The following is a 23,485-nucleotide window of genomic DNA, read 5'->3' on the forward strand; positions in this document are numbered from 1 at the left end:
TCATTGCTCCGATGCCAGGGTGCGCAAGGTTTGCAAGCCGCGCACCGTGATCTGGCGCAACTCCTGTATCAGCGGCAGGGCGTCCTGGCGCGCGCGGCGATACTGCGCGACCGAGCGAGCGCGGTCCATGATGGCGCTCACGCAGTCGCCACTTTGCATCAGATCAACATCCCACGACGCCATGCCGATGGTCGACAGCATCGAGCGGCCCCGTTCGTCATACGACAGGTTGATGCTGTGCGAGCCCATGGCCAGGCAGGGCAGGAAACCATGCAGGCGGTAGCTGACGTGCAGCTTGCAGGTGCGCAGCGCTTCGATGTAGCGGCTGACTTCGTCAAAGTACAGGGGGGCCGCTTCCGGGAAGCCGGCGGCAAATTCGAGATCGATGTAGTCGTGGCAAGCCAGGTAGACGGGTTGCGCATATTCGGCACGCAGGGCGGCAATCAGGCGGCGCAAGTCTTCGGCGATGCGCCACTGCAAGGTGGCCGGAACGCTCATGCGCATGGGGTGACGGATGGAAATGATCACGCCGCCCTTGGCGGCATCGCCCTCGGCATTCGGCGGCAGGTACAGCGTGGGGCAGCCACCGACCGTCACCTTGGCGCCAAGGTCGGCGAGGATTTCCTGCGAACCCGTGTCGCGCACCATGGCCACCTTGGCATGCTCGACCAGGTGCCGTATCGCAGTCGGGCTGAGCGCATCGGTGCGGTCTTCCATTTGCCCGTCGCGGCCCGTGATGCGGCCGTGGGATAGGCCCATCAGCATCATCGGCCGGCGCAAGGCATTGACGGCCTGGGCATCATAGGACAGCTGGCCGTTTTCGAACAGATTCCCGCCGCCCACGATGACAGCGTCGGCGAGGCGGTTCATATCGTAAATCTGGCGTGGCACCAGGCCGCCAAATTGCGGTCCCTTCAAGGCAGGAATGCTGACGACATTGGTGGCCGCTCCGAACACCTCATAGAGGAGCTCTGCCGTAGCGTAGCCGATGAGATCGTTGCCGATATTGCGAGTGGTGGGGCGCACCATAAAGATATTCAATGTTCGTCCTGTCTTGTTGTGTGTGTTCAATGAAAACGGGGAAGCCCGGGCGTTGACTAGCCGCGTGCCGCAAGTTCTTCGACGAGCGTGCGCATGCGCGATTTCAGTTCCTGGTCCCCTGGGTAGGCGCCCTGGTCCACGTCCAGCATGCGTTGGGCGCTTGCCGCATCGGCATTGACGCCGAGCAAGGCGGCGATGTCATCGATCAGCGTCAGATCGTGCCGGTTGACACGTTCGGTACTGATGACGAGCGGTTCGATACCCCGTTGCTTGAACCAGTCCTGCCAGAGTTGTTCATCCACGGCAATCAGCTGCATGGCCTTGCGCGCCGCCAGTTTGAGGCGCCAGGTCGAGTAATTTTTTGTTACCGGGGCGACTTCGAAACCCCAGCGCCCCGTGATCATGCAGGTCGCCAGGGATGCCGCCTGGGCGAGCTTGTTGTCGCGGATCAAATGAATGACCGTCGCTCCTTCGAACAAGGCGGTAAAGTCGTGTGGATACGGCCACTTTTGTATCTGGGGAAACTGGATATTCGATGCGAACAGGCCATTCGCAGAACGCCTGGCAAAAATATGCGCGAGGTAATCCTGTTTCTTGATTTGCCAGCGCTCCGTCAGCGCCTGCACGCTATTGTCGTTGAAATACTCCAGCGGCACGCCGATCCCTGCGCCGAGTAACAGGCGGGCCAGTCGTTTGCTCGATGCGCGTGGCGCTGCGCATACCAATAGCTTTTTATGGGGGAGTGGCGACGACGACGTATCGTAAGGAAACTCACGCATTTCTGCGGGCGTTGGACGCATGCTGCCGGTCCATACTGACTTGATATTAGTCAACGGAGTGGGGAAACGTTCATTCATGAGTGGGGGGAGGCTGGCTATGCCCTGTTGCGTGCGATGATGCTTTTAAAGCAACTAAAGAATTTACTTTCTTGAAAATATGTTGCTTTAAAATATTATCTCAATTCATGCCATATATAGCACAAAGTTATTATTTATTTATGTTTTATGTCTCTCCCTAGCAACTATTGATGGCCGGTAGCAAGCTGATTCGAGAACCAACGACAACGCCAGCCCGAAGGCTGGCGTTGTCGTTACCGCGCTGCCAAGAGCGTCACCCCGCCATGCTGCGCAAGATCAAGCCCGTGATGTAGGCGCCGTAGGTGCCCAGCGCATAGCCGAGCACGGCCAGCAGCACGCCGACAGGGGCCAGGGCCGGGTGGAAGGCGCTGGCGATGACGGGGGCCGACGCGGCGCCGCCGATGTTCGCCTGCGATCCCACGGCCATGAAGAACAGGGGCGCGCGGATCAGCTTGGCGACGAGCAGCATCAAGCCGCCATGCACGGCGATCCAGATCAGGCCCAGCAGGAACAAGAACGGCTTGTCGAGCAGGGCGCCGAGGTCCATGTGCATGCCGATGGTGGCCACCAGCACGTACAGCATGGCCGAGCCGATGGTCGATGCCCCTGCGCCTTCCAGGCTGCGTGCCCGGGTAAAGCTGAGCAGCAAGCCGAAGGTGGTGGCGAGCACGACGATCCAGAAGAAGTTCGACGTCAGGCTGTAATCCTGCAGGCGCCATGCAGCGGGCAGGGTGGCGATCCAGCTGATGATGGGGCCGGCCAGGAAGTGCGACAGTCCCGTCACGCCCAGGCCCACGCCGAGGATGATCATGATGTCCGTCAGGGTGGCGACGCGCGCGTGCTGGGCGCGGTAGCTTTCGATGCTGTCCTTGAGCGCATTGATGGCCGTCAAATCGGCGCCCGTCCAGCGGTCGAAGGCGCCCGCGCGGCCAGCCAGGAACAGCAGCACGGCCGTCCAGACGTTGGCCACCAGCACGTCGACGGCGACGAACTGGCCGAACAGGGTGGCGTCCACTTCAAACACTTCCTTCATGGCCGCCTGGTTGGCGCCGCCGCCTATCCACGAGCCGGCGACAGTCGTCATGCCGCGCCACGTGTCGCCCGCCACCGTTTCCGGGTGGATCAGGCGCAAGGCTTCGAACGAGACGAGGGCGCCCAGCATCACGCCGAGTGTGCCGGTGAGAAACATGATGATGGCCTTGGGGCCGAGGCGGATGATGCCGCCGAAATCGATGGCCACGCACAGCAGCACGAGCGCGCTGGGCAGCAGGTAGTCGCGCGCCACGGCGTACAGGCCGGAAGCGTTGCCGTCGATGATGCCGAAGGTGTTGAGCAACGCCGGGATCAGGTAGCACATCAGCAGGGACGGGATATACGTGTAAAACTTTTTCCAGAAGCCATTTTGGCGGGAGGCGGTCCAGAAGACGGCCCCCAGGGTCATGGCGAGCAGGCCGAGGACGACGGCGTCATTGGTGATCAGGGCAGAGGTGGCAGGTGGCATCGGGGATTCCGGTGAACGTGTCAGGGACGCGCGGGATGCCGATCAGGCCCCCGGGCGCAGGGTGGCCGTATCGTATAGCAATGTTGAAGCCTAAACAAATTATTTAGGCCGTGTTAGCGGGAATTTTTCTTGTCAAATCAAACACTTACATACTGGTTCGCCACCCCGCGCTCCAGACTGGCGGTTACAAATAGCGCGCCAGCAAGGCCTTGTCGAGGGACCCGTCGAGTTCGATGCGCACGAAGTGGCCGCTGCCCGGCGCCACCTGGATCTCGCTGCCATCGTCGGCCAGCATGCGGGTAATGGTGAAGTCGCGGTTGCCGCCCGGATGCACGGCTTCGATGCGGTCGCCCACGGCGAAGCGGTTTTTCACGTCCACCCTGGCCCAGCCGTCCGTCACGCCCAGCACGTCGCCCACGTACTGGCTGCGGTCCGCCTCGGATGCGCCGCGCATGTAGTTCTGGTGCGCCTGCGTGTGGTGGCGCTGGTAGAAACCGTCTGTATAGCCGCGGTTGGCCAAGCCTTGCAGCTGGCCCAGCAGGCCGATGTCGAAAGGCCGGCCCGCGACGGCGTCATCGATGGCCTGGCGGTAGACCTGCGCCGTGCGCGCCGCGTAGTACAGCGACTTGGTGCGGCCCTCGACCTTCAGCGAATCGACGCCGATTTTCACCAGGCGCTCGATGTGTTCCACGGCGCGCAAGTCCTTCGAGTTCATGATGTAGGTGCCGTGCTCGTCTTCGAGGATCGGCATCAGCTGGCCCGGGCGCTGGGCTTCTTCAATCAGATAGGGCTGGTCGGCCAGCGGGTGGCGCGGCTGCTGGTGCAGGGCGGAAAACGCGTTGTTGTCGGCCTCGGCCAGCGCCTGGTGGAATTCCAGCGGCACCACTTGCATGCCGCCCAGGTCGCCGCTGGCGTCTTCGGTGGCATTTTTCACCTTGTAATCCCAGCGGCAGGAATTCGTGCACGTGCCCTGGTTCGGGTCGCGGTGATTGAAGTAGCCGGACAGCAGGCAGCGGCCCGAATAGGCGATGCACAGGGCGCCGTGGACGAACACTTCCAGTTCCATCTCCGGGCAGCGCTGGCGGATTTCCTCGATCTCGTCGAGCGACAGTTCGCGCGACAGGATCACGCGCGTCAAGCCCATGCGGTGCCAGAATTTCACGTCGGCCCAGTTGACGGCGTTCGCCTGCACGGACAGGTGCACGGGAATCTCCGGCCACTTGTCGCGCACCATCATGATCAGGCCCGGATCGGCCATGATCAGGGCGTCCGGGCGCATGGCGATCACCGGCTCCATGTCGCGCAAATACGTTTTCAGCTTGGCGTTGTGGGCGAAGATATTGCTGGCGACAAAGAATTGCTTGCCGCGCGCGTGGGCGCCATCAATTCCCTCCTGCAAGGCTTGCAAGGTCGAAAAATCGTTATTGCGCACGCGCAAACTGTAGCGGGGCTGGCCCGCGTAGACGGCGTCGGCGCCATAGTCGAAGGCGGCATGCATCTTGGCCAGGGAACCGGCAGGCAGGAGAAGTTCGGGAGCGTGGCGCATGGAGGAGGGGCAAAGCCGGCGATTGTAAGCGGGCGGCGAGCGCATTGCATTGCCCTGGATCAAGGGATTGCAAGGCGCTGCGCCGTGGCAGCCTAGGCGGCCGGACAGATGTTCTGGTTGGCGCGGAACAGGTTGGCGGGATCGTATTGCTTCTTGATGCGCGCCAGGCGCGGATAGTTCACGCCATACGCGTCGGCCGTGCGCCCGCTTTCATCCTCGGTCAGGAAATTGACGTACACGCTGCCTGTCGCATACGGCGCCGCGTCGTTGAAAAACTCGCGTGCCCAGGCGATGCAGCGCGCGTCATCGGCCGGCTCGTCCCAGCGCGTGTGCACGTTCATCACATACAGGGCGTCGCGGTGCGGATAGGCCGTATCCTGGGGCGCCGGCCGGCTCGCCTGCGCGCCCAGCAGGCCGAGGAAGATTTCGCATTGCGGCGTCGGCAGCTTGCCGGCATGGCGGATGACGGTATCGATGGCCGCGTCGCTGAGCTGCGTGAAGTTGTGCGACTTCCAGTAATTGCGCGCGCCCGGCGTGAGCAGGGCATCGAACGCCTGTTGCCAGGCCGTGTACGGCATGCTGCCCAGGTGCATCCCCAGCGGCTGGCCGAAGCTGCCGATGCGCTCGATCGCTTCCTGCATGGCGGCAGATTGCACGGGTGAAAAGACGGGCAGGACCAGCACGTCCTGGCCGTGCACTTCCGGTGGCAGGAAGGGCAGCGGCGGCGCCTTGCGCAAGACGGCCCAGACGGTCAATGCATCGGGCATGCCGTCGACGAAATCGCGGTATTTCGTCAGCACCGCCTTGGCTTGCGCGTAAGGAAACACGATGAGGCCGGCCGTGACTTGCGGCCCCACCGGATGCAGCTGGAATTCGAAGCGCGTGACCACGCCGAAGTTGCCGCCGCCGCCGCGCAAGGCCCAGAACAGGTCGGGATGCTCCGTCGCGCTCGCATGCAGGAATTGTCCGTCGGCCGTGACGACGTCGGCCGCCAGCAGGTTGTCGGCCGCCAGGCCCAGCGTGCGGCTGAGCCAGCCAAAGCCGCCGCCCAGGGCCAATCCTGCCACGCCCGTGGTGGAATTGATGCCCAGCGGCGTGGCCAGGCCGAACGCTTGCGCCTCGTGGTCGAAGTCGTGCAAGGTGGCCCCGCCTTCGACGTGGGCGCGGCGTTGTTGCGGATCGATATGCACCGAGCGCATGCCGGACAGGTCGATCACCAGGCCATCGTTGCACAGGGCGCTGCCGGCGATATTGTGGCCGCCGCCCCGCACGGCCAGGGGCAGGCCGTGGTCGCGTGCATACGCCAGCGCCGTGCGCACGTCGGCCGTGCCCGCGCAGCGCGCGATGAGGGCCGGATGCCGGTCGATCATCGCATTCCAGACGGCGCGCGCGCTGTCGTAGCCGGCGTCGTTCGTTTGTAACAGTTGCCCTCTCAATGAGGCTTGCAACTCATTGAGCTGGCCGTTCGTCAAGGTATTCATCGTGTACCTCCCAGCGGCTGCATGCGGTTATGGGTATGGTGACGGGAAGCAGGAGGACTGTCCCCGCGTGCCGGCCTGCATGCATCGTTTGCCAGCGCGTGGTTTCATGATAGGAAGGCGCCAGACGGTACGCAAGCCCAGGTGCCGGCAAATGAAACAGGGAAGTGCGAAGGCTTGCGCTGCGACAGACGCTGGGCTGCCTGAACGACGGGGCTGCCGCTTCAGGCGTAGGGCGTGCCCGCCATGGCGGCGTTCAAGCCCGTGTGTCCCCGGTCTACCAGGGACAGGAAGCCGGCCTTGGCCAGTTGCGCATCGCCATGTTGCGCGAAGGCACGATGCGCCTCGACAAGGGCGGTGCTCCAGGTGGCCAGCAGCAGGCTGGCCGCCAGGTGGGCGAGGGGATCGTTCGCATCGCGCCCCGTGGCGTCGGCCAGCGCTTGCGCCACCACGTGCGCCAGCTCGTCGCGGATCGCCCGCGCCCGCGCTTTCAAGGTAGCGCTGGCCTCGATGGTGGCAATGAAGCCCTGGCCGGCGGCGGAAAACGTGAGGTAGGGACTGTCCTCGGCCGCCAGGCGGTGCGCCAGCAGGCGCAGGGTTTCGATGGGAGCGATGGCGGGATCGCGCTGGCGCAGGGCGTCGCGCAGCAGTTCGCGTCCCTCTTCCTCGCGGTCGAAGAACATGTCTTCCTTGCGGGGAAAATGGTTGAACACCGTCATGCGTCCCACGCTGGCCGCGGCCGCGATTTCGTCCACCGTCACTTGCTCGAAGCCGTGCACGAAGAACAATCGCGTGGCGGCATTCGAGATGGCTTGCCGGGTGGCAAGGCGCTTGCGGGAGCGGAGGTCGGCAGGAATCGTCATGTTGCCCCGATCATACACGAAGTGTACTAAGTACAGATAACACTTGATGGTGCGGCAAGATGGGGAATACTATTTATGTACTGAGTACATATTTAGATTGAGTATATGAAGAAATCCCTTCCCGTGGCGGCGCTGCCCGTCATTTTCGCCACTGTCGTGCTGGACGCCGTCGGCATCGGCCTGGTCTTCCCCATCTTGCCGACGCTGCTGCGGGACGTCACGCATGCCGATAACGTGGCGCCGTATATCGGCATCATGACGGCCCTGTACGCGCTGATGCAGTTCATCTTTGCGCCGGTATTGGGCGCGTTGAGCGACCGCCTGGGCCGGCGTCCCGTGCTGCTGCTGTCGTTGGCGGGCGCGGCCATCAATTACCTGTTCCTCGCCTTCGCGCCCAGCCTGTGGATGCTGCTGCTGGGGCGCGCCATCGCGGGGTTGACCAGCGCTAACGTTTCCGTGGCCACCGCCTACCTCACCGATATTTCGGCCGAGAACCAGCGGGCGCGCCGCTTCGGCTTGCTCAACGCCATGTTCGGTGCAGGCTTCATCATCGGCCCCGTGCTGGGCGGCGCGCTGGGCGATTACGGGCTGCGCCTGCCGTTCATGGCGGCAGCCGTCTTGAATGCGGGCAATCTGTTGCTGGCGTGGTTGAGCTTGCCCGAATCACGAACGCCGACACGCGGAAAAATCGACCTTGCGGCATTGCATCCCTTGCGCCCCTTGCGCTGGGTTTTCTCGGAGAAAAGCTTGCTGCCGATCACCGTCATCTTCTTTACCTTCAGCGCGGCCGGGGAAGTGTATGGCGTGTGCTGGGCCTTGTGGGGACACGATGCGTTCGCGTGGAACGGGCTGTGGATCGGCCTGTCGCTGGGCGCCTTTGGCGTGTGCCAGGCGCTGGCCCAGGCCTTCTTGCCCGGTCCGGCCGTGAAACTGCTGGGCGAACGCGCCACCATCCTGACGGGCGTGGCCTGCGCCTGCGTGGCGCTGCTCGTCATGGCGTTTGCCACGCGCAGCTGGATGATCTTCGCCATCATGCCCGTGTTCGCCCTGGGCGGCATCGGCGCGCCGGCCTTGCAGTCGCTGGCGACGCGGCAAGTTGCCGAGGACCGGCAAGGCCAGTTCCAGGGCGTCCTGGCTTCGGCCGTGAGCCTGGCGTCCGTGCTGTGTCCGCTGGTGTTTTCCAGCATTTACTTTGGCGTCAGGGCGTACTGGCCCGGCGCCGTCTGGTTGTTCGTGATCGTCGTGTATGCGGCGCTGGTGCCGCTCGTGCTGGGCTTGCGCTTGCAGAAACCGGCGCAAGCCCTGGCAGGCTAGTGCGCGTGCGAGGCCCCGCTGCTGCCGGCCTGTCCCGTCATGGGCAGGTGTTCGGGCGGCATGCCGTCCTTGAACAGTTGACGCAGCTGCTGGCGCAGCTCCGGCGTGTCGTGGTGATGGTGTACCGAGACCGCATGTTCCACGGCAATGCCCAATAGCTCTTCCTCGCTGTCGGCCGAGATGGCCACCGAGCAATGTGTGTCGCTTGGAAATTCCCGGCAATCGATGAATTTGCGCGTCATGATCGACTCCTTTCTGCAAAGAGCGGGCACCGCGCCCGCTTCATTCAGTATAGGTCGCAAATTCGCCTAGGCGGCGCGGCTGCCGGTATCGGCCTCGTGCACGGGCAAGTGTGCTGGCTGCGCCGCCTCGGCCGGAAAATCGTCGACCTGGATCAAACCGTCGGCCAGGCGCGCATATTCCAGCAAGGTATTGTGCTCCTGGCAGCTGACGGCGCCTGCCGCCTTGGCTGCGGCCAGCCACTGTTGCATGGCGGACAGGCTTTGCGGCAAGTGCCGCAGAGCCGCGCCTGCGGGCGTGTCTTTCAGGCGTTTTTCGATGTGCAGCACGTCGGGCAGCAAGGCCAGCGCCCGCTCGGCGCAGGCGACGGGATCTGCGGCGTCGCTGGCGACATGGCCGTCGGCCAGCAGCCGTTCGCGGTCGGCGCCCGGCGTTTGCAGGGCCAGCGCCACTTCACTGCCCAGTTCGTCGGATGGCGGATGGTCTGGCAGGCCAAACGGGAACAGCATGGTGCGCAGCAGCACGGCCAGCCCGCGTGCGGGGAAATTATCGAGCACGCCCGTCAAGCCTTGCTGGGCCTTGACCAGCGCATCTTGCAGCGACCAGTGCACATACGGCAGGTCGGCGGCGAAACGACCATCGTCCTCGTAGCGCTTCAGCACGGACGACGCCAGGTACAGCTGCGCCAGCACGTCGCCGAGCCGGGCGGACAGCCGCTCGCGGCGCTTGAGTTCGCCACCGAGCACGAACATCGACATATCCGTCATGACGGCAAACGCCGTCGACAGCCGCGTCAGGGCGCGGTAATAGGGCGCCAGTTCCGCGGCGCCGGCGTCGGGCACGGCTGCCAGGCGCGCGCCGCCCAGGCCGTACCACAATCCCCTGGCCAGGTTGCCCAGGACAAAGCCCACGTGGCCAAAGAAGGCTGCATCGAAATCGCGCACGGCCTTGCGGCCGTCGCTTTCGCTGACGGCGGCCATTTCCCTGAGCACATACGGATGCGCGCGGATGGCGCCCTGGCCGAAGATGATCAGGCTGCGCGTGAGGATGTTGGCGCCTTCGACGGTGATGGCGATGGGGATTTGCTGGTAGGCGCTGGCGAGGAAATTGTTCGGTCCCACGCAGATGCCCTTGCCGCCGAGAATGTCCATGCCGTCGTTGACGAGCGCGCGGCCCCGCTCCGTGACGTGGTATTTGACGATGGCGGAAATGACGGCCGGCTTTTCGCCCAGGTCGACGGCGTGCGCGGCCAGGGTGCGGGCCGCATCCATCAGGTACAGGTTGGCGCCCATGCGGGCCAGCGCTTCCTGCACCCCTTCGAACTTGCCGATTGGCATGTTGAACTGGCGCCGCACGGCCGCATATGCGCCGGTGCCGCGCACGGCCATCTTGCCCATGCCGACGCTGGACGAGGGCAGCGAAATGGCGCGCCCTGCCGCGAGACACTCCATCAGCATGCGCCATCCCTTGCCCACTTGCGCCTGGCCGCCGATGACCCAGTCGATGGGGATGAAGACATCTTGACCGGACGTGGGGCCGTTCTGGAACGCGGCGTTCAAGGGATGGTGGCGGCGGCCGATCACCACGCCGTCGTGGCTGGCGGGGATCAGGGCGCAAGTGATGCCGGGCGCATCGTTGTCGGAGAGCAAGTGTTCTGGATCGCTGGTCTGGAATGCCAGGCCCAGCAAGGTCGCCACGGGCGCCAGGGTGATGTAGCGCTTGTTCCAGCTGAGGCGGAAACCGACAGTGGCGCGCCCTTCATGCATGCCCATGCACACGACGCCCAGGTCGGGAATGGCGGCCGCGTCGGAACCCGCATACGGGCTGGTCAGGGCAAAGCAGGGAATCTCCGTGCCGGCGGCCAGGCGCGGCAGGTAGTAATCCTTCTGTTCTTCGGTGCCGTAGTGCAACAGCAGTTCGGCCGGCCCCAGCGAATTGGGCACCATCACGGTCACGGCCAGGGCCGAGCAGCGGCTCGACAGCTTCATCACCACTTGCGAATGCATGTAGGCGGAGAATTGCTTGCCGCCGTATTGTTTCGGGATGATCATGCCGAGGAAACCCTGGCTTTTCATGTAGTCCCACGCTTGCGGTGGCAAGTCGAGTTGCTGCTGCGTTTCCCAATCGTTGACCAGTTCGCACAGCCGCTCGACGTCGTGCTCAAGAAAGTGGCGCTCCTCGGCAGTGAGCATGGCGCGGCCATACGCCAGCAGCTTGGGCCAGTCGGGCCGGCCGGAAAACAGGTCCGCATCCCACCACGTGGTGCCCGCCTCGAGCGCGTCGCGTTCCGTGTCGGACATGGTCGGCAAGATGCGCTTGAACAGCGCGAGCAGGTGCGGCGCAAGCAAGGCGCGGCGCACGGGGCCGGGCGCAAACAGTAAAGCCAGGCCCAGCAGGGCCAGCATCAGTATGATCGTCAGCATGCGATATCTCCCTGTGTCATGACAACAGAGTAGGCCGATGCGGCCGATGTTACTGTGCGGTACTGCGCATACGCACAACGCCAACCGCAGGGATTGGCGTTGTGGTGTCTGGCGTGAGGCGTATCAGCGTTGCGGAACGACAATCACCGTGTCGCCCGTCTTGCCCTTGGCGCCCGTGTCGCCTTTGGCGCCTTCATCGCCAGCAACACCAGCGTCGCCCTTGGCGCCATCGTTGCCTTGCATGCCGCTGTCGCCGGTCTGGCCCGTGGCGCCGGTGGCACCCGTCGCGCCGGCAGGGGCTTCGGCGCCCTTGGCACCGGTAGCGCCGGCAGGACCAGGCGCGCCGGCAGGGCCGGGAACGACTTGTACGACGGTAGGCGCGGGTGGCGCTTCGCGCTGGCAAGCGGTCAGGGCGAGGGTAGAGGCGAGCGCGAGCAATATCAGGGTAGTTTTCATGATGCATCCTTTGGCAGTGTGCCGTGATGTACGGAACGGCTCGACGGCGTCGGGCGCGAGTTTCGCATGGCGGTATGGCGGAGAGAATCGGATCAGGTAGCCGTTGCGCCGTGTCGCGCAGGGCGCTGGCGGCGGGAAGGGATGTGGTCTGCCTGCAGCATGTGCTTTTGGACAGCCGCAGTCCGTACGTTTGCGTACATAGCGGCGGGTGGGGTGGAGGTTTGTGCAAGGACAAACAGCCAACCCGAAGGTTGCTGTGGCTGTTCAAATTGGAGTGGCAGCACCGCGACTGAGGGCCTGGTGCTGCCTGGCACGCTTATTTGACGGTCAAATCTGCCTGGGCGGCAGGGGCCGGCGACGAGTCGCCACCGCCGCCACCGCAGGCAACGACGAGCATACACGCGCTAAATACAATTGCCAGAGTCTTCATCGAACTTGTCCATTCTCAATAGTTACGCCTGTGCTGGCGCCGCCTTGAAACGGCCATGGCTGTGCCAGAGCCGGGCCTTTGATGTCACTTAAATCCAGGATGGTGACCCGGATGGGCAGTAGGGAAAATTACAGCGTGACGGGTTCCGGCGTGAGCATGTAGCGCGCATATTTGCCATCCCCCAGGTCGCAGAAGCCTGCCGCCCACAAGCTGCCATCGGTCTTCTGGATGAAGGAGCATGCGCTGCCAGCCCATGCGGCGGCAATCCCGGTACCGACTTGCCGGAAGGCACCGCGATTGAATTGGCCATCGCCGAACTGGCCGTTGTTGCCATCGCCGCCCGCCCACAAGGTGCCGTCGGACTTGACGGCAAGCGCATAATAAGTGCCTGCCGAGATGCTGACGAAGCCATCTCCCACCTTGACCGGCGTGGCGGCAGTGGGCGTGGCGGCGGGCGCCTGGTTGGGCGCGTTGCCGCCCCAGTTCCACAGCGAATGGTCCGCCTTCAAGCCATAGACCGCATCGTAGCTGGTGGCAATCGCAACATAGCCATCCGCGATCTTGACCGGTGTAAATGGCTGGTTGGCCAGATTCTGGGTCCATGTCCACACCGAGCCGTCGCGCTTGAGGCCCAGCGACGCCCCGCCACTGCCACGGGCGATATCCACGTAGCCCGTGTCTATCATGCGCGGCGTCAGCTCCGGTTCGATGGCGTTGGGTTGCTGCAGGCTACGCGCGCCCCAGACCCACAGGCTGCCGTCTTTTTTCAGGGCTTCGGCGTTTTCGCCGGCGACGCTTCTCTCGCCTTTGACGACGACCTTGACGAAATCGCTGCCGATCTGCACAGGAGTGGCGTTTGAGCCGCTCGTGCCATTGCCCTGGATACCTGCGTCATTGCTGTTGCCCCAGCTCCAAAGCGAGCCGTCTTTCTTGATGGCCAGGGTGGCCGCGATGCTGACTGCAACATCGGCGTAGCCGTCGCCGATCTTGACCGGCACGGGCTGGAGAGGGTTCCAGCCCCAGAGTGTGCCATCAGATTTGAGGGCGGCGTAGCGCCAATTCAGGCTGGTGACGAATGCGGCAATGGCCTGATAGTCGACGGAGAGCTTGTGCAATGGCGATGCGGCGCCGGCGCTCGCGGACACGGCGCCCTGGCGCGCTCCCGATTGCCCGGTCGGCGTGCAGCTGAATTGACGCTGCGTGCTGCTACCCCCGCTGAGCTCGGCGATACCTGCGCAGTCCGTCAACGCAAACTGCATGTTATCCGGCAGATTGCTGCCAGTCACAGTAAAGGTGGTGACCATGCCGATGTTGGCCTTGGCGGGCGAAACGGCGCTGACCTCGGGCGGCAGGGGCGTTGGCAGTGTGGGCGGTGTCGGGGGGGGAGCGGGAGGCGATGTCGGTGAAGTACTGCCGCCGCCGCAGGCGCTCAAGGCGAGCATTAAGCTGGTCGCTGAAATAATACGCAAATGAGTCATGGGAATGCAATTTATAAAATTGCATGATTGTAACTTAAGTCATATTGTCGTACGGCATTATTGTTTTCGGCGCCAGCAAACAAAAACGCCACCCGAAGGTGGCGTCTTGATCAGTACTGCTGCATTCTTGCTGGCCCGGGGCGGAATCGAAGCAGCGGCACGAAGATGTGCCAAACAAGGCCCGGCCTACTGCGCGCTTTCCATGGATGCCACGGTGTCGAAGATATGCGCCAGCGCGCTTTCCATGGCGCCGGCGGTGGCGTCGCCGCTCTGGTTGGTGATGATGTAGACCCCGAGCTGATATTGGGGAACGATGTAGGCGTAGCCTTGCGCACGCGGCACGCCGCCATGGTGGACGTAATGCGTGCCCAGCTGGCGACTCGTGCCGATGTTCCAGAAATAGGCAATGCTGAAGTCATCCTGAAAGCGTAGCAGCGGCTTGTGCGATTCGACGACGGCGGGATGGGTGCCCAATTGCAGGCGCAGGTATTTCGCCATGTCCGGCATGGTCGACTTCAGGTTGCCGGCGGCCCCCCAGGGCAGTTGCGGCATCGGTGTCGTGATGACGGGATTGTCGCTGTGGTAGCCGGGCGCCAGCCGGCCGGCATCCTGGGCTGCGATTTTCAGCCTGGTATCGTGCATGCCGGCTTCGCGCGCGAGCAATTGCGTGAGCAGCACTTCATAGGGCATGCCGTAGATGGTTTCGAGCGCGTGCGCAACGAGTTCGGTGCCGGCGCTGGAATAGGCGTAGTCCTTGCCCAGCGGACCGTTGATGTTGACTGTATGCAAGTCCTGCCAGAATTGGGGTTGTCCGTAGTTGGCGTAGGCTGCGTTGAGCTTTGCCGGCGTGGCGTGCGCCGTGAAATCCTGCAATACGGTGTTCACCTGCAATGGCAGCATGCCCGGCATATTGCTGGTGTGCGTGATCAAATGGCGCAAGCGCACGGGCTGCCCCTGCGACTGCAGGTTCGGGTAGGCGGCCGGCAGGTATTTTTGTATGGGATCGTCGAGCGTCGCCTTCCCATCGAGCACGGCGTTGGCCAGCAGCAGGCCGGCAAAGGTTTTGCTGACTGAACCGATTTCATACAGCGTTGTATCGTTGGGCGGATTGGCCTTGCCGGTCTCCAGCTCGCCTTGATGCAGGATGAACTCCTGGCCGCGATAAACGACGGCTATCGAGGTCGCGTGCAGCAGTTTCGACTGGAGCAGGGTGGTCGCGGTCTGGTGCATTGCCGCAGGAATGTCATGCGCGGGTGCCGTGGCCGCGGGCTTGCAAGCTGCCAGCAGCAGTGTCATTCCAGTTGTGATTGCGGCGAGTCTGATCATCATGCGCACCATCCAGTGGGGAGGGGCATTCTCGCACAATGGGTTCGGCGGCGACAGAAAAAAGTCACGCGTATGGTTTTGCCAGAGAGCGAACGGCGGTGCCGGACAAAAGAAAACGCCACCCGAAGGTGGCGTTTTTTTATTCTTGGTGGCCCGGGGCGGAATCGAACCACCGACACAAGGATTTTCAATCCTCTGCTCTACCGACTGAGCTACCAGGCCAAGGCGGCGAATTATAGCAGAAAGACTTTCCACCTGACCAGAGCTGGCTGTGTTCAAATGCAACAGATGGCCAAAACATGGTGTTTTGGCATCCTTGTATGACCGAAAGGGATGTGGCGATGCAGCGACGTATTGGAGTGCAAGGCCTGGCGGTGGCAGGCTTGTTCGGTTTGTTGTGCGGCGCGGCGCGGGCCGACGGGTTGGCCGAGTTGAACGCGGCGCTGGCGCGCTTGCAGGGGCAGATGCCGATCAAGGCGCAGGTCGAATCGAAAACCTGGCGGCGCGAAGGCGAGGGCAAGGCGGCGGAAGAGGATAGCGGCCAGGCCACGGTGGCGGTCGAGGGCGGGCCGCCGGGCTTGCAAGTGCTCTACAGTAAGGAGCTGCTGGCGAAAGTGGAGGCCGAGCAGCGCGCCAGGGTGAAGGATCCGAAGGCCAAGGCGCCGATCGGCTTTGCGCTGGGGGAAATGAAGGCGACGGAGCTGCGCTCCATGGTGTCGGGGGCGGATACCCTGTCGCGCGAAATCGAGGAAGCCGTGTTCAGCGGCGAAAAAATGGATAGCTACAAGGGCAAGCCGGCGCGCCTGCTCAGCTTTACCTTGTCGCTCGACAAGGTGCCTGAGAAAGACCGCAAGTATGTGAAGAAGTTCGAAGGCGGCCTCGATGTGTGGATCGCGGCGGACGGCACGCCGCTGGCCAGCCATTTCCACGTGGATGTGAGCGGGCGCGCCTTTGTCGTCATCAGCTTTACGCAAAAGACGGACGAGACGCGCCAGTATGGCGTCAGCGGCGACCATTTATTGCTCCTGCGCAAGGAAAGCAAGAATGCCATGTCGGGCGCGGGCGAGAAGGTGGAAAGCAAGATCGTCAAGACCTTGCAATTGCAGTCCTGACGCGTTGCCGAACCTCATAAGCCGCTGAATCAGCGGCTTTTTTACATGGCCGAGCTGCCGCCCAGGCCGCTCTTTTGCAGCACGCAGCGCCCTGCCTGGCAAGTGGCGCCCGGGTCCGTGATGATGGAGCAGGTCGACATCATGCCGTCCGCCTGCTGCTGTTTGCGGCTTGCCTCGGCTTGCGCCTGGGCCAGTGCCTTGAGTTTTTTGCCGTCATTGCTTTTGCTGGACCACGCCAGATAACGCTCGGGGCCGCCGCAAGCCTTGGCGCCGATGGCGATGGTCTGGCATTGCTGGGTGGAATCGCACGCGGCGGCGCCCACTTCCGCCTGGATCTGCGCCAGCAAGCCGGCATTGCCGGGGGCGGGCGGCGCATCATCTTGCGTGGGGGCGCTGCCGCAGGCGCTGGCGGCCAGCAGCAGGAAGCTGGCGCACGCGGCGCGCAGCAGGGCGGAGTAGGTGGGCGTTTGCATGCGCTCATCATGTGCCACGCTTGCGTAAATGGCAAGCGCGATTCGCACTTGGGCAGAACCTTGATCCCGGTCATTTTCCTTATTAACTAGTCAAAGTTAATATAAATCAACATCCAACCAGCGATGTACGGGTGGCAACCGGGCCGGTGCGCTGCATTCCCGCGCCGGCGCGCGCCGCCGATTCGGGAATGTTTCCAGGAGTTAGACTATGCGCCGCACCTTATCCCCCTTCCTCTTCATCGCCAGCCTGACTTTCGGCAACGTGCTGCACGCCGCCGACAAGGAGCCGATCCAGCCGATCACCGCCGCCAAGGTGGCCAATCCGGCCATGGTCGAGCTGGGCAAGAAACTGTTTTTCGATCCGCGCCTGTCGCGCTCGGGCTTTATCTCCTGCAATAGCTGCCATAACCTGAGCATGGGCGGCACGGACAACATCAAGACGTCGATCGGCCATAACTGGCAGCGCGGACCCATCAATTCGCCTACCGTGCTCAATTCCAGCATGAACGTGGCGCAATTCTGGGATGGCCGCGCCAAGGATTTGCAGGAGCAGGCGGGCGGTCCCATCGCCAATCCCGGCGAGATGGCTTTTACGCACGAGCTTGCCATCGACGTGCTGGCCTCGATTCCCGCCTACCGCGCGGAGTTCAGGCAAGTGTTTGGCCAGGATAAATTGACCATCGAGCAAGTCACGCGCGCCATCGCCGCCTTTGAAGAAGTGCTGGTGACGCCCGGTTCCCGCTTCGACCAATGGCTGTCGGGCAAGAAAAGCGCGTTGACGAAAGACGAGCTGGCCGGCTACCAGCTGTTCAAATCGAGCGGCTGTATCGCCTGTCATAACGGCCCCGCCGTGGGCGGCAACACCTTCCAGAAGATGGGCGTCGTCGAGCCGTACAAGACGGCGATGACGGCGGAGGGACGCTCGGCCGTGACGGGCAAGGATGCGGACCGCTTCAACTTCAAGGTGCCGACCCTGCGCAACGTGGAGCTGACGTATCCCTACTTCCACGATGGCGAGGCGGCAACCCTGACGCAAGCCGTCGACGTGATGGGCCGGCTGCAGCTGGGCCGCACCTTTACGCCCGATGAAAATGGCAAGCTGGTGGCTTTCCTGAAAACCCTGACGGGCAAGCAGCCGCACATCGTGCTGCCGATCCTGCCGCCATCGTCGGATACGACGCCGCGGCCCGTGCCGTTTGACTGAATGAGTCCATGAAAAATGCCCGCATCAAGCGGGCATCGGGGTTTATTTCAATGTTCTCTGGAACAACTGATAGATGCGGCGGTACTCGTCATACCACGCTTCCGGCTGCACGAAGCCGTGGCGCTCCATTGGGTAGCTGGCCATTTCCCAGTTATCCTTTTTGAGCTCGATCAAGCGCTGCGACAGGCGCACGGAATCCTGGTAAAACACGTTGTCGTCGATCATGCCGTGGGCGATCAAGAGATTGCCCGTCAGTTTATCGGCGTATTCGATCGGCGACGAGATTTTATACGCTTGCGGATCGACGTCCGGCGTGTTCAGGATATTCGCCGTGTACTCGTGGTTGTAGGTGGTCCAGTCCGTCACTGGACGCAGCGCGGCGCCGGACTTGAAGATTTCCGGCGCGCGCATCAGGGCCATCAGGCTCATGAAGCCGCCATAGCTGCCGCCATAGATGCCCACGTTCTTGATGTCGCCCTGGTGCCGGGCTGCCAGCCAGTGGGCGCCGTCGATGAAATCTTCCAGTTCCGGATGGCCCATCTGGCGGTAGATGGCCGTGCGCCAGGCGCTGCCGTAGCCGAGCGAGGCGCGGTAATCGACGTCGAGCACGATGTAGCCCTGCTCCACCAGCAGGTTGTGGAACATCTGTTCGCGGAAGTAGACGGGGTAGCGCTCGGTGACGTTTTGCAGGTAGCCGGCACCGTGCGCGAACATGACGATGGGATATTTCTTGCCCGCTTCCAGCTGGGCCGGGCGGTACAGCTTGGCCCAGATCGGCGCCGCGCCATGCGTGGACGGCACTTGCACCAGTTCCGGCATGACCCAGCTGCGCGCCTTGAAGGCGTCGCTGCGCGTATCCGTCAGGATATTGGCCTTGCCGCCGGCAACGGAAATCGTCGCCAGCTGGGCCGGCATATAGCTGGTGGAATAGCGCAATAACAGCTTGCCGTTGTCGGGCGACAGGCCGAAGTTTTCCACGCCTTTCAAGCCGGTGACTTCGCGCACGCCGCCCTCCTTGGCCGTGCTGGCGCACACTTCATACGTGCCGGGCGCCTGCCGGTTGCACATGAAATACGCGGTTTTGCCGTCGCGGCTCCATTCGACGGCGCTCACTTCCCACTGGCCGCTGGTCAGGGCGCGCGCCGGAGCCGCGCCCGTTTTCGTGTACAGGTGGGCGTAGCCGCTTTCCTCGGACAGATACCACAGGGTGGCGTTGTCGGGCAGCCAGCCGAATTCGTCGGCGCGGCGGTTGACCCAGGCCGTGTCGCTGATGCGGTGCACGGGCAGCAGGGCGGCGTTGGCCAGGTCGACGTTGGCGAGCCAGCCATCCTTGTTGTCGATGGCGCGGATGCGCACGGCTGCCTTGCCGCCGTCGTCGGTCCAGGCGATGCCGTCGCGCTGGGCGTCGATGCGCACGGGACGGTTGCCTTTCAGGGCCGGCAGTTTCTGTTCGGCGCGCATGGCGGCCAGCGGGTCGGTGGCGATGCCGGGCAGGTTATCGAAGGCGATGTCGCGCACCTGGCCCGTGCGCAGGTCGGCCAGTTTCAGGCTTTGCGCGATCGGCATGTTGCGGCCCACGCGCGTGCGCTCGTCGTCCGCTTCCGGATAGCCCGTTTCCGTGACGTAGCGGGCCAGTTTGCCCAGCTTGCCCTTTTCGGCGGCCTTGTCCTGCGTGACGAACAGCAGCCAGCGGCCGTCCGGCGACAGGGCGCTGCCGGAAATGGTGACTTTGTCGCCCAGGTAGATCGGTTCCGGTGCGCGCGTGGCGTCCAGGCGGCGCTCTTCATGGCGGCGTTCGCGGCTGGCGTCGCGGTCTTCCTTCTGGCGCGCCAGGTTGACGATCAGGCGCAGCTGCAGTTCGCGCAGGGCATCCGCTTCCGGCTTGGCGTCCGGGTCCTTGACGGCGCGCAACAGGGCCACGGGGGCGCTCAGGCGGTCATGCCGGTTCCAGCTGAACCAGTCTGTGCCGCTGCGGTATTGCACGGCGCCGCCGTCGGCGGAGTATTGCGGGTCGCTGATGGCGGACACGCCGCGCGTGATCTGGATCAAGGCGCCGCTTTTCAGGTCGCGCTCGAACAAGTCGCCGTTGCGCAGCAGGATGGCGCGCGTGCCGGCCCGGTTGACCACCATGTGCTGGCCGTCGAGATTGGCCAGCTGCGCATCGTCGACCTTCTTGCCGCTATTGAGTTTGGCGTTCGCGCCCGGCAATTGATAGGTGTCGCGCAGGGGCGAGCCGAGGCGTTTCTGCTTGTAGTAGAGCTGGCCATTCCAGCCCCACCATGCCGCTTCGACGGGCGCGCCGATCCAGTCGGGATCGGCCATGGCCTGGTCCAGGGTGATGGGCGTGGGCGCGGTGGATGGGGCCGCATGGGCGGCGGGGAGCAGAGAGAGCAGCAGGAGCGGCAGCAGGGGAAGAACCAGACGCATCGGGGATCACTTTAATCAAAGGGGATGGTGAAGGTACAGGCTATGAGGCCGGTATTCTAGCGGAGGAGTTTCGTACAGGAAATGTCGGAAAGCTAAGCCTGATACCGGGCCAGCCAGCCGGGAAAGTCGTTCAGCGGCATGGGCCGCGCATACAGGTAGCCTTGCAAGCCGTCGCAATCGTGGGCGAGCAGGAAGTCGGCCTGCTCCTGCGTTTCCACGCCTTCGGCCACCACGCGCAAGCCCAGGTGGCGCGCCATGGCCAGTATCGCTTGCACGATGGCCGTGTCGCGCGCATCGTGCGGCGTGTCGTCGATGAAGCGCTTGTCGATTTTGAGTTCGTACAGCGGCATCGAGGTCAGGTAGGCGAGGCTGGAATAGCCGGTGCCGAAATCGTCGATGGAAAAGCGGATGCCCAGGGCCGCCAATTCGCGCATGCGCGCCAGCGAGGCGTCGCGCTGGTCGATCAGCAGGCCTTCCGTCAGTTCCAGGATCAGGGCGCCGGCCGGCGTGCCGTGTTCGGCCAGCGCCGCCTGCACGCGGGCGGCGAAATCGGGCTGCCGAAACTGGGCCGGACTGACATTCACGGACAGGGCGACGGGCTGCCCCGCCCGCGCCAGCATGGCGGCGGCGCGGCACGCCTCGCGCAGGGCCCAGTGCCCGAGCCGGACGATCAGCCCCGATTCCTCGGCGATGGGAATGAAGATGCCGGGCGCGATATGGCTGCCGTCCGCCTGCGGCCAGCGCATCAGCAATTCGGCGCCCGTCACCCGGCCATGGCGGTCGACCTGCGGCTGCACGTGCATGCACAGTGCATGGGCATCGAGGGCGCGCGCCAGCGCCCGTTCCAGGGTCAGGCGGCGTTCCACGCCCGCCTGCATGGCCGCTTCAAAGAAGGCGATGCCGTTGCGTCCTTCCGCCTTGGCGCGGTACATGGCGATGTCCGCTTCGCGCAGCAGGTCGTGCGCCTGCTGGCCCGCTTTCGGCAGCAGGGTCACGCCGATGCTGGCGCTGCAATGATAGGACTGCCCGTCGATATCGAAGTCGCGCGCGATGGCGGCGCGGATTTTCTCGGCCACCTGGGCCGCCGCGCGGGCGGCGCTGTCGAGGTCTTCGGCCAGGTGCGCCAGCAGCACGACGAATTCATCGCCGCCGATGCGCGCCACCGTGTCGGCCTTGCGCATCAGCTGCGCCAGCCGTTCGCCGGCCAGGCGCAGCAGCGCATCGCCGGTGGCGTGGCCGCGCGCATCGTTGATGTGCTTGAAGTGGTCGAGGTCGATGAACATCAGCGCGCTGATGGTATTCCCTCGCGGCGCGGCGGCCAGCAGGTGGCCGATGCGGTCCATCAGCAGGCGCCGGTTGGGCAGGCCCGTCAGCACGTCGTAGAAGGCCAGGCGGTGGATGTCCGCTTCCGATTTCTTGCGCTCGTCGATTTCGCGCTCGACGGCCACCCAGTGCGTCTGCTTGCCGTCCGCATCCGTGAACGGCGCCAGTTCCGCTTCGACCCAGTACGCCTTGCCGGCCTTGTTGTAATTGAGCAATTCCGCCCTGGCCGGCTGGGCATTGGCCATGGCGGCGGCGACGCGCGCCAGTTCGCCCGCATCGGTGGCGGGGCCCTGCTGGAACAGCAGGCTGCGGCCCAGCACCTCGGCGCGCGCATAGCCGCTGCTGCGCTCGAAGGCGTCGTTGACGAAGATGATGCGCGTGGCCGGCGCCGCGCCGCCGGGGGCATCGGTCACTTCGGCGAGCATCACCATGTCATTCAGGCGGGCCAGCGCCGTGGCCGTCAAGCGCAGGTCGGCGTTCAGCTGCGACAGGGCCTGGCTGCTGCGTTCCAGGTGGCGCAGCAGGAAGGCGCAGGACAGGGTCAGCACGGCGGCGATGAACAGGAAGTTCAGGGCCACGATCAGCGCGCGCAGCACGGGGGAGTCGGGCACGCCCTGCACGTGCAGGGCGACGTCGGGATGCAAGCCGAGGAAAAAGATGGTCAGCGAAGTCAGGGCCAGGGTCGACAAGGCTGGCCGCATCCCCAGCAGCAGGGCCGCCAGCACGGGCATGAGCATCATGTAGATCTGGCTGACGGGGCCGATTTTCAACAGCAGGCCCACGCCCACCAGGTAGGCGACGATGAGGAATTGCCACACGCGCCAGCGGTAGGGCATGGCGCGCAGATGCCAGATGAGACCGATCCAGCCGATGGCCAGCACGTCGAGGGCGACTATGGACCAGATAGCTTCGCGCGCCGCCAGCAAGGCGCTGGGAATGGCGGTGATGATGCCAAGCAGCAACACCACCTGCAGCAGGCGCGAAAAAATCTGTCCGCGCCAGTGCGCGAGATCGTTTGACGCGGCCACGCTGCCGTCCTTTCCCCAGGAGCTGTGCTGCCGAGCTGAGCAGTATGGTAAAAATATTACGCGCTATCTTTATGCATGTCATCTTGATCATTCGGCATGGTTGACTGCGCGGCTACCTGCGGGGCGCGTCGGGCCGCCTACTTCGTCTGCGCCGTGGGCCAGTAGTGGCTGTCCGGCGTGTCCCGCGCGCCGAAGATGGCCTGGCCGACCCGCACGACGGTGGCGCCTTCTTCGATGGCGATTTCATAATCGCCGGACATGCCCATCGACAGCTCGTCGAGGCCGATGCCAGGCGGGGCGTCCTGGCGCAGCCGGTCGCGCAGTTCGCGCAGCAGCACGAAGCAGCGGCGCACGCGCTCCGCTTCCGCCGACAACAGGGCCAATGTCATGAATCCGCGCACCCGCAGCGCCGGGAAGGCGGGCAGCTGGCGCAGGAAGGCAGCCACTTCGTCCGGCGGCAAGCCGTACTTGCTGGCTTCGCCCGACGTGTTCACTTGCACGAATACGTCGAGCCCGCGCCCTTCCGCTTGCAGGCGCCGTTCCAGCGCCTCGGCCACGCGCAGGCTGTCGAGGGCCTGGAACTCGCTGGCAAAGCGCGCCACCAGCTTGGCCTTGTTGGTCTGCAAATGGCCGATCACCGACCATTGCAGGTCGGCCAGGTCCGCCATCGCTTCCCACTTGCGGCCCGCTTCCTGCGGCTTGTTTTCCCCCAGCAGGCGGCAACCCGCGGCATAGGCCAGGCGCAGGCTCGCCTCGGGCTTGGTCTTGCTGACGGGCAGCAGGCGCACGCCGGCCGGATCGCGCCCGACCCGCTGGCATGCGGCCGCCATGCGCGCATGCACCGCCGCCAGATTGCGGCGGAAGTCGTCCACGGAAACGGCCTGCGGCCAGCGCCCATGCTGTGCGTGCATGGTGGGAGTGGGCAGGGGAGTGTCATTGTTCATGTGTCAGCCTTGTGTCAGCCT

At 64.1% G+C, this 23,485-nt stretch carries 19 protein-coding genes and 1 tRNA gene; 4 read left to right on the forward strand and 16 right to left on the reverse strand.

What is annotated here, in order from left to right; all coding sequences use genetic code 11:
* From O3300_RS20385 to O3300_RS20410, 6 genes are all read right to left on the reverse strand, one after another.
* Complete coding sequence (locus O3300_RS20385; RefSeq protein ID WP_289899411.1) at positions 1 to 1,041, reverse strand: polysaccharide pyruvyl transferase family protein; 1,041 nt, start codon at positions 1,039 to 1,041, stop codon at positions 1 to 3.
* 56 nt (positions 1,042 to 1,097) lie between these two features.
* The gene (locus tag O3300_RS20390) at positions 1,098 to 1,841 is read right to left on the reverse strand and encodes a Stf0 family sulfotransferase (protein WP_180278631.1); all 744 of its coding nucleotides are present in this window, start codon (positions 1,839 to 1,841) and stop codon (positions 1,098 to 1,100) included.
* 310 nt (positions 1,842 to 2,151) lie between these two features.
* Complete coding sequence (locus O3300_RS20395) at positions 2,152 to 3,399, reverse strand: DUF819 domain-containing protein (protein ID WP_305053941.1); 1,248 nt, start codon at positions 3,397 to 3,399, stop codon at positions 2,152 to 2,154.
* 184 nt (positions 3,400 to 3,583) lie between these two features.
* The gene (gene yegQ / locus O3300_RS20400) at positions 3,584 to 4,945 is read right to left on the reverse strand and encodes a tRNA 5-hydroxyuridine modification protein YegQ (RefSeq protein ID WP_289919269.1); all 1,362 of its coding nucleotides are present in this window, start codon (positions 4,943 to 4,945) and stop codon (positions 3,584 to 3,586) included.
* A gap of 92 nt (positions 4,946 to 5,037) precedes the next feature.
* The gene (locus tag O3300_RS20405) at positions 5,038 to 6,426 is read right to left on the reverse strand and encodes an FAD-binding oxidoreductase (RefSeq protein ID WP_251349260.1); all 1,389 of its coding nucleotides are present in this window, start codon (positions 6,424 to 6,426) and stop codon (positions 5,038 to 5,040) included.
* A gap of 221 nt (positions 6,427 to 6,647) precedes the next feature.
* Positions 6,648 to 7,286, reverse strand: a complete 639-nt coding sequence (locus tag O3300_RS20410) for a TetR/AcrR family transcriptional regulator (protein WP_305053942.1) — start codon at positions 7,284 to 7,286, stop codon at positions 6,648 to 6,650.
* 105 nt (positions 7,287 to 7,391) lie between these two features.
* Here O3300_RS20410 and O3300_RS20415 point away from each other — a divergent pair, with 105 nt between their 5' ends.
* A complete protein-coding gene (locus tag O3300_RS20415; protein ID WP_305053943.1) occupies positions 7,392 to 8,600 on the forward strand; it encodes a TCR/Tet family MFS transporter in 1,209 nt (402 codons plus the stop codon).
* Here O3300_RS20415 and O3300_RS20420 read toward each other — a convergent pair.
* The 4 genes from O3300_RS20420 to O3300_RS20435 form a co-directional block, all read right to left on the reverse strand.
* Entirely contained in the window at positions 8,597 to 8,842 is a 246-nt protein-coding gene (locus O3300_RS20420) for a DUF1059 domain-containing protein (protein ID WP_099665586.1), read from the reverse strand. The genes O3300_RS20415 and O3300_RS20420 overlap by 4 nt on opposite strands.
* Positions 8,843 to 8,908: 66 nt before the next feature.
* On the reverse strand, positions 8,909 to 11,263 hold the full coding sequence (locus O3300_RS20425; protein ID WP_305053944.1) for an acyl-CoA dehydrogenase: 2,355 nt from the start codon (positions 11,261 to 11,263) through the stop codon (positions 8,909 to 8,911).
* A 123-nt stretch (positions 11,264 to 11,386) separates the two neighbouring features.
* Positions 11,387 to 11,719: a hypothetical protein gene (locus O3300_RS20430; protein ID WP_077399256.1), complete on the reverse strand. Its 333-nt coding sequence runs from the start codon at positions 11,717 to 11,719 to the stop codon at positions 11,387 to 11,389.
* 558 nt (positions 11,720 to 12,277) lie between these two features.
* A complete protein-coding gene (locus O3300_RS20435; RefSeq protein ID WP_305053945.1) occupies positions 12,278 to 13,453 on the reverse strand; it encodes a hypothetical protein in 1,176 nt (391 codons plus the stop codon).
* On the opposite strand from O3300_RS20435, the gene O3300_RS20440 reads away from it, so the two are divergent.
* Positions 13,452 to 13,622, forward strand: coding sequence for a hypothetical protein (locus tag O3300_RS20440; RefSeq protein ID WP_305053946.1), 171 nt, complete (start codon positions 13,452 to 13,454; stop codon positions 13,620 to 13,622). The genes O3300_RS20435 and O3300_RS20440 overlap by 2 nt on opposite strands.
* A 191-nt stretch (positions 13,623 to 13,813) precedes the next feature.
* On the opposite strand, the gene O3300_RS20445 is transcribed toward O3300_RS20440, so the two are convergent.
* Complete coding sequence (locus tag O3300_RS20445) at positions 13,814 to 14,857, reverse strand: serine hydrolase (protein WP_305053947.1); 1,044 nt, start codon at positions 14,855 to 14,857, stop codon at positions 13,814 to 13,816.
* A gap of 242 nt (positions 14,858 to 15,099) precedes the next feature.
* Positions 15,100 to 15,175 (reverse strand) — tRNA-Phe (locus O3300_RS20450).
* Positions 15,176 to 15,294: 119 nt separating this feature from the next.
* On the opposite strand from O3300_RS20450, the gene O3300_RS20455 reads away from it, so the two are divergent.
* Complete coding sequence (locus O3300_RS20455) at positions 15,295 to 16,065, forward strand: hypothetical protein (protein ID WP_305053948.1); 771 nt, start codon at positions 15,295 to 15,297, stop codon at positions 16,063 to 16,065.
* Between the two features lie 41 nt (positions 16,066 to 16,106).
* Here the strand turns inward: O3300_RS20455 and O3300_RS20460 are convergent, their stop codons facing one another.
* Entirely contained in the window at positions 16,107 to 16,538 is a 432-nt protein-coding gene (locus O3300_RS20460; RefSeq protein WP_099665581.1) for a hypothetical protein, read from the reverse strand.
* Positions 16,539 to 16,746: 208 nt separating this feature from the next.
* Between O3300_RS20460 and O3300_RS20465 the strand changes: the two genes are divergently transcribed.
* Positions 16,747 to 17,742, forward strand: a complete 996-nt coding sequence (locus O3300_RS20465) for a cytochrome-c peroxidase (RefSeq protein WP_099665580.1) — start codon at positions 16,747 to 16,749, stop codon at positions 17,740 to 17,742.
* A gap of 42 nt (positions 17,743 to 17,784) precedes the next feature.
* On the opposite strand, the gene O3300_RS20470 is transcribed toward O3300_RS20465, so the two are convergent.
* The 3 genes from O3300_RS20470 to O3300_RS20480 all read right to left on the reverse strand — a co-directional run bounded on the left by O3300_RS20470 (position 17,785) and on the right by O3300_RS20480 (position 23,464).
* On the reverse strand, positions 17,785 to 20,169 hold the full coding sequence (locus O3300_RS20470; RefSeq protein WP_305053949.1) for a S9 family peptidase: 2,385 nt from the start codon (positions 20,167 to 20,169) through the stop codon (positions 17,785 to 17,787).
* Between the two features lie 92 nt (positions 20,170 to 20,261).
* Positions 20,262 to 22,520, reverse strand: coding sequence for a bifunctional diguanylate cyclase/phosphodiesterase (locus O3300_RS20475; RefSeq protein WP_305053950.1), 2,259 nt, complete (start codon positions 22,518 to 22,520; stop codon positions 20,262 to 20,264).
* Between the two features lie 137 nt (positions 22,521 to 22,657).
* Positions 22,658 to 23,464 carry a YggS family pyridoxal phosphate-dependent enzyme gene (locus O3300_RS20480; RefSeq protein WP_305053951.1) on the reverse strand — a complete coding sequence of 269 codons (807 nt, stop codon included), beginning with the start codon at positions 23,462 to 23,464 and terminating at the stop codon, positions 22,658 to 22,660.
* Positions 23,465 to 23,485: the final 21 nt, after the last annotated feature.

This window comes from Janthinobacterium sp. SUN206 (assembly GCF_030587305.1).
GTDB classification, from domain to species: domain Bacteria; phylum Pseudomonadota; class Gammaproteobacteria; order Burkholderiales; family Burkholderiaceae_D; genus Janthinobacterium; species Janthinobacterium kumbetense.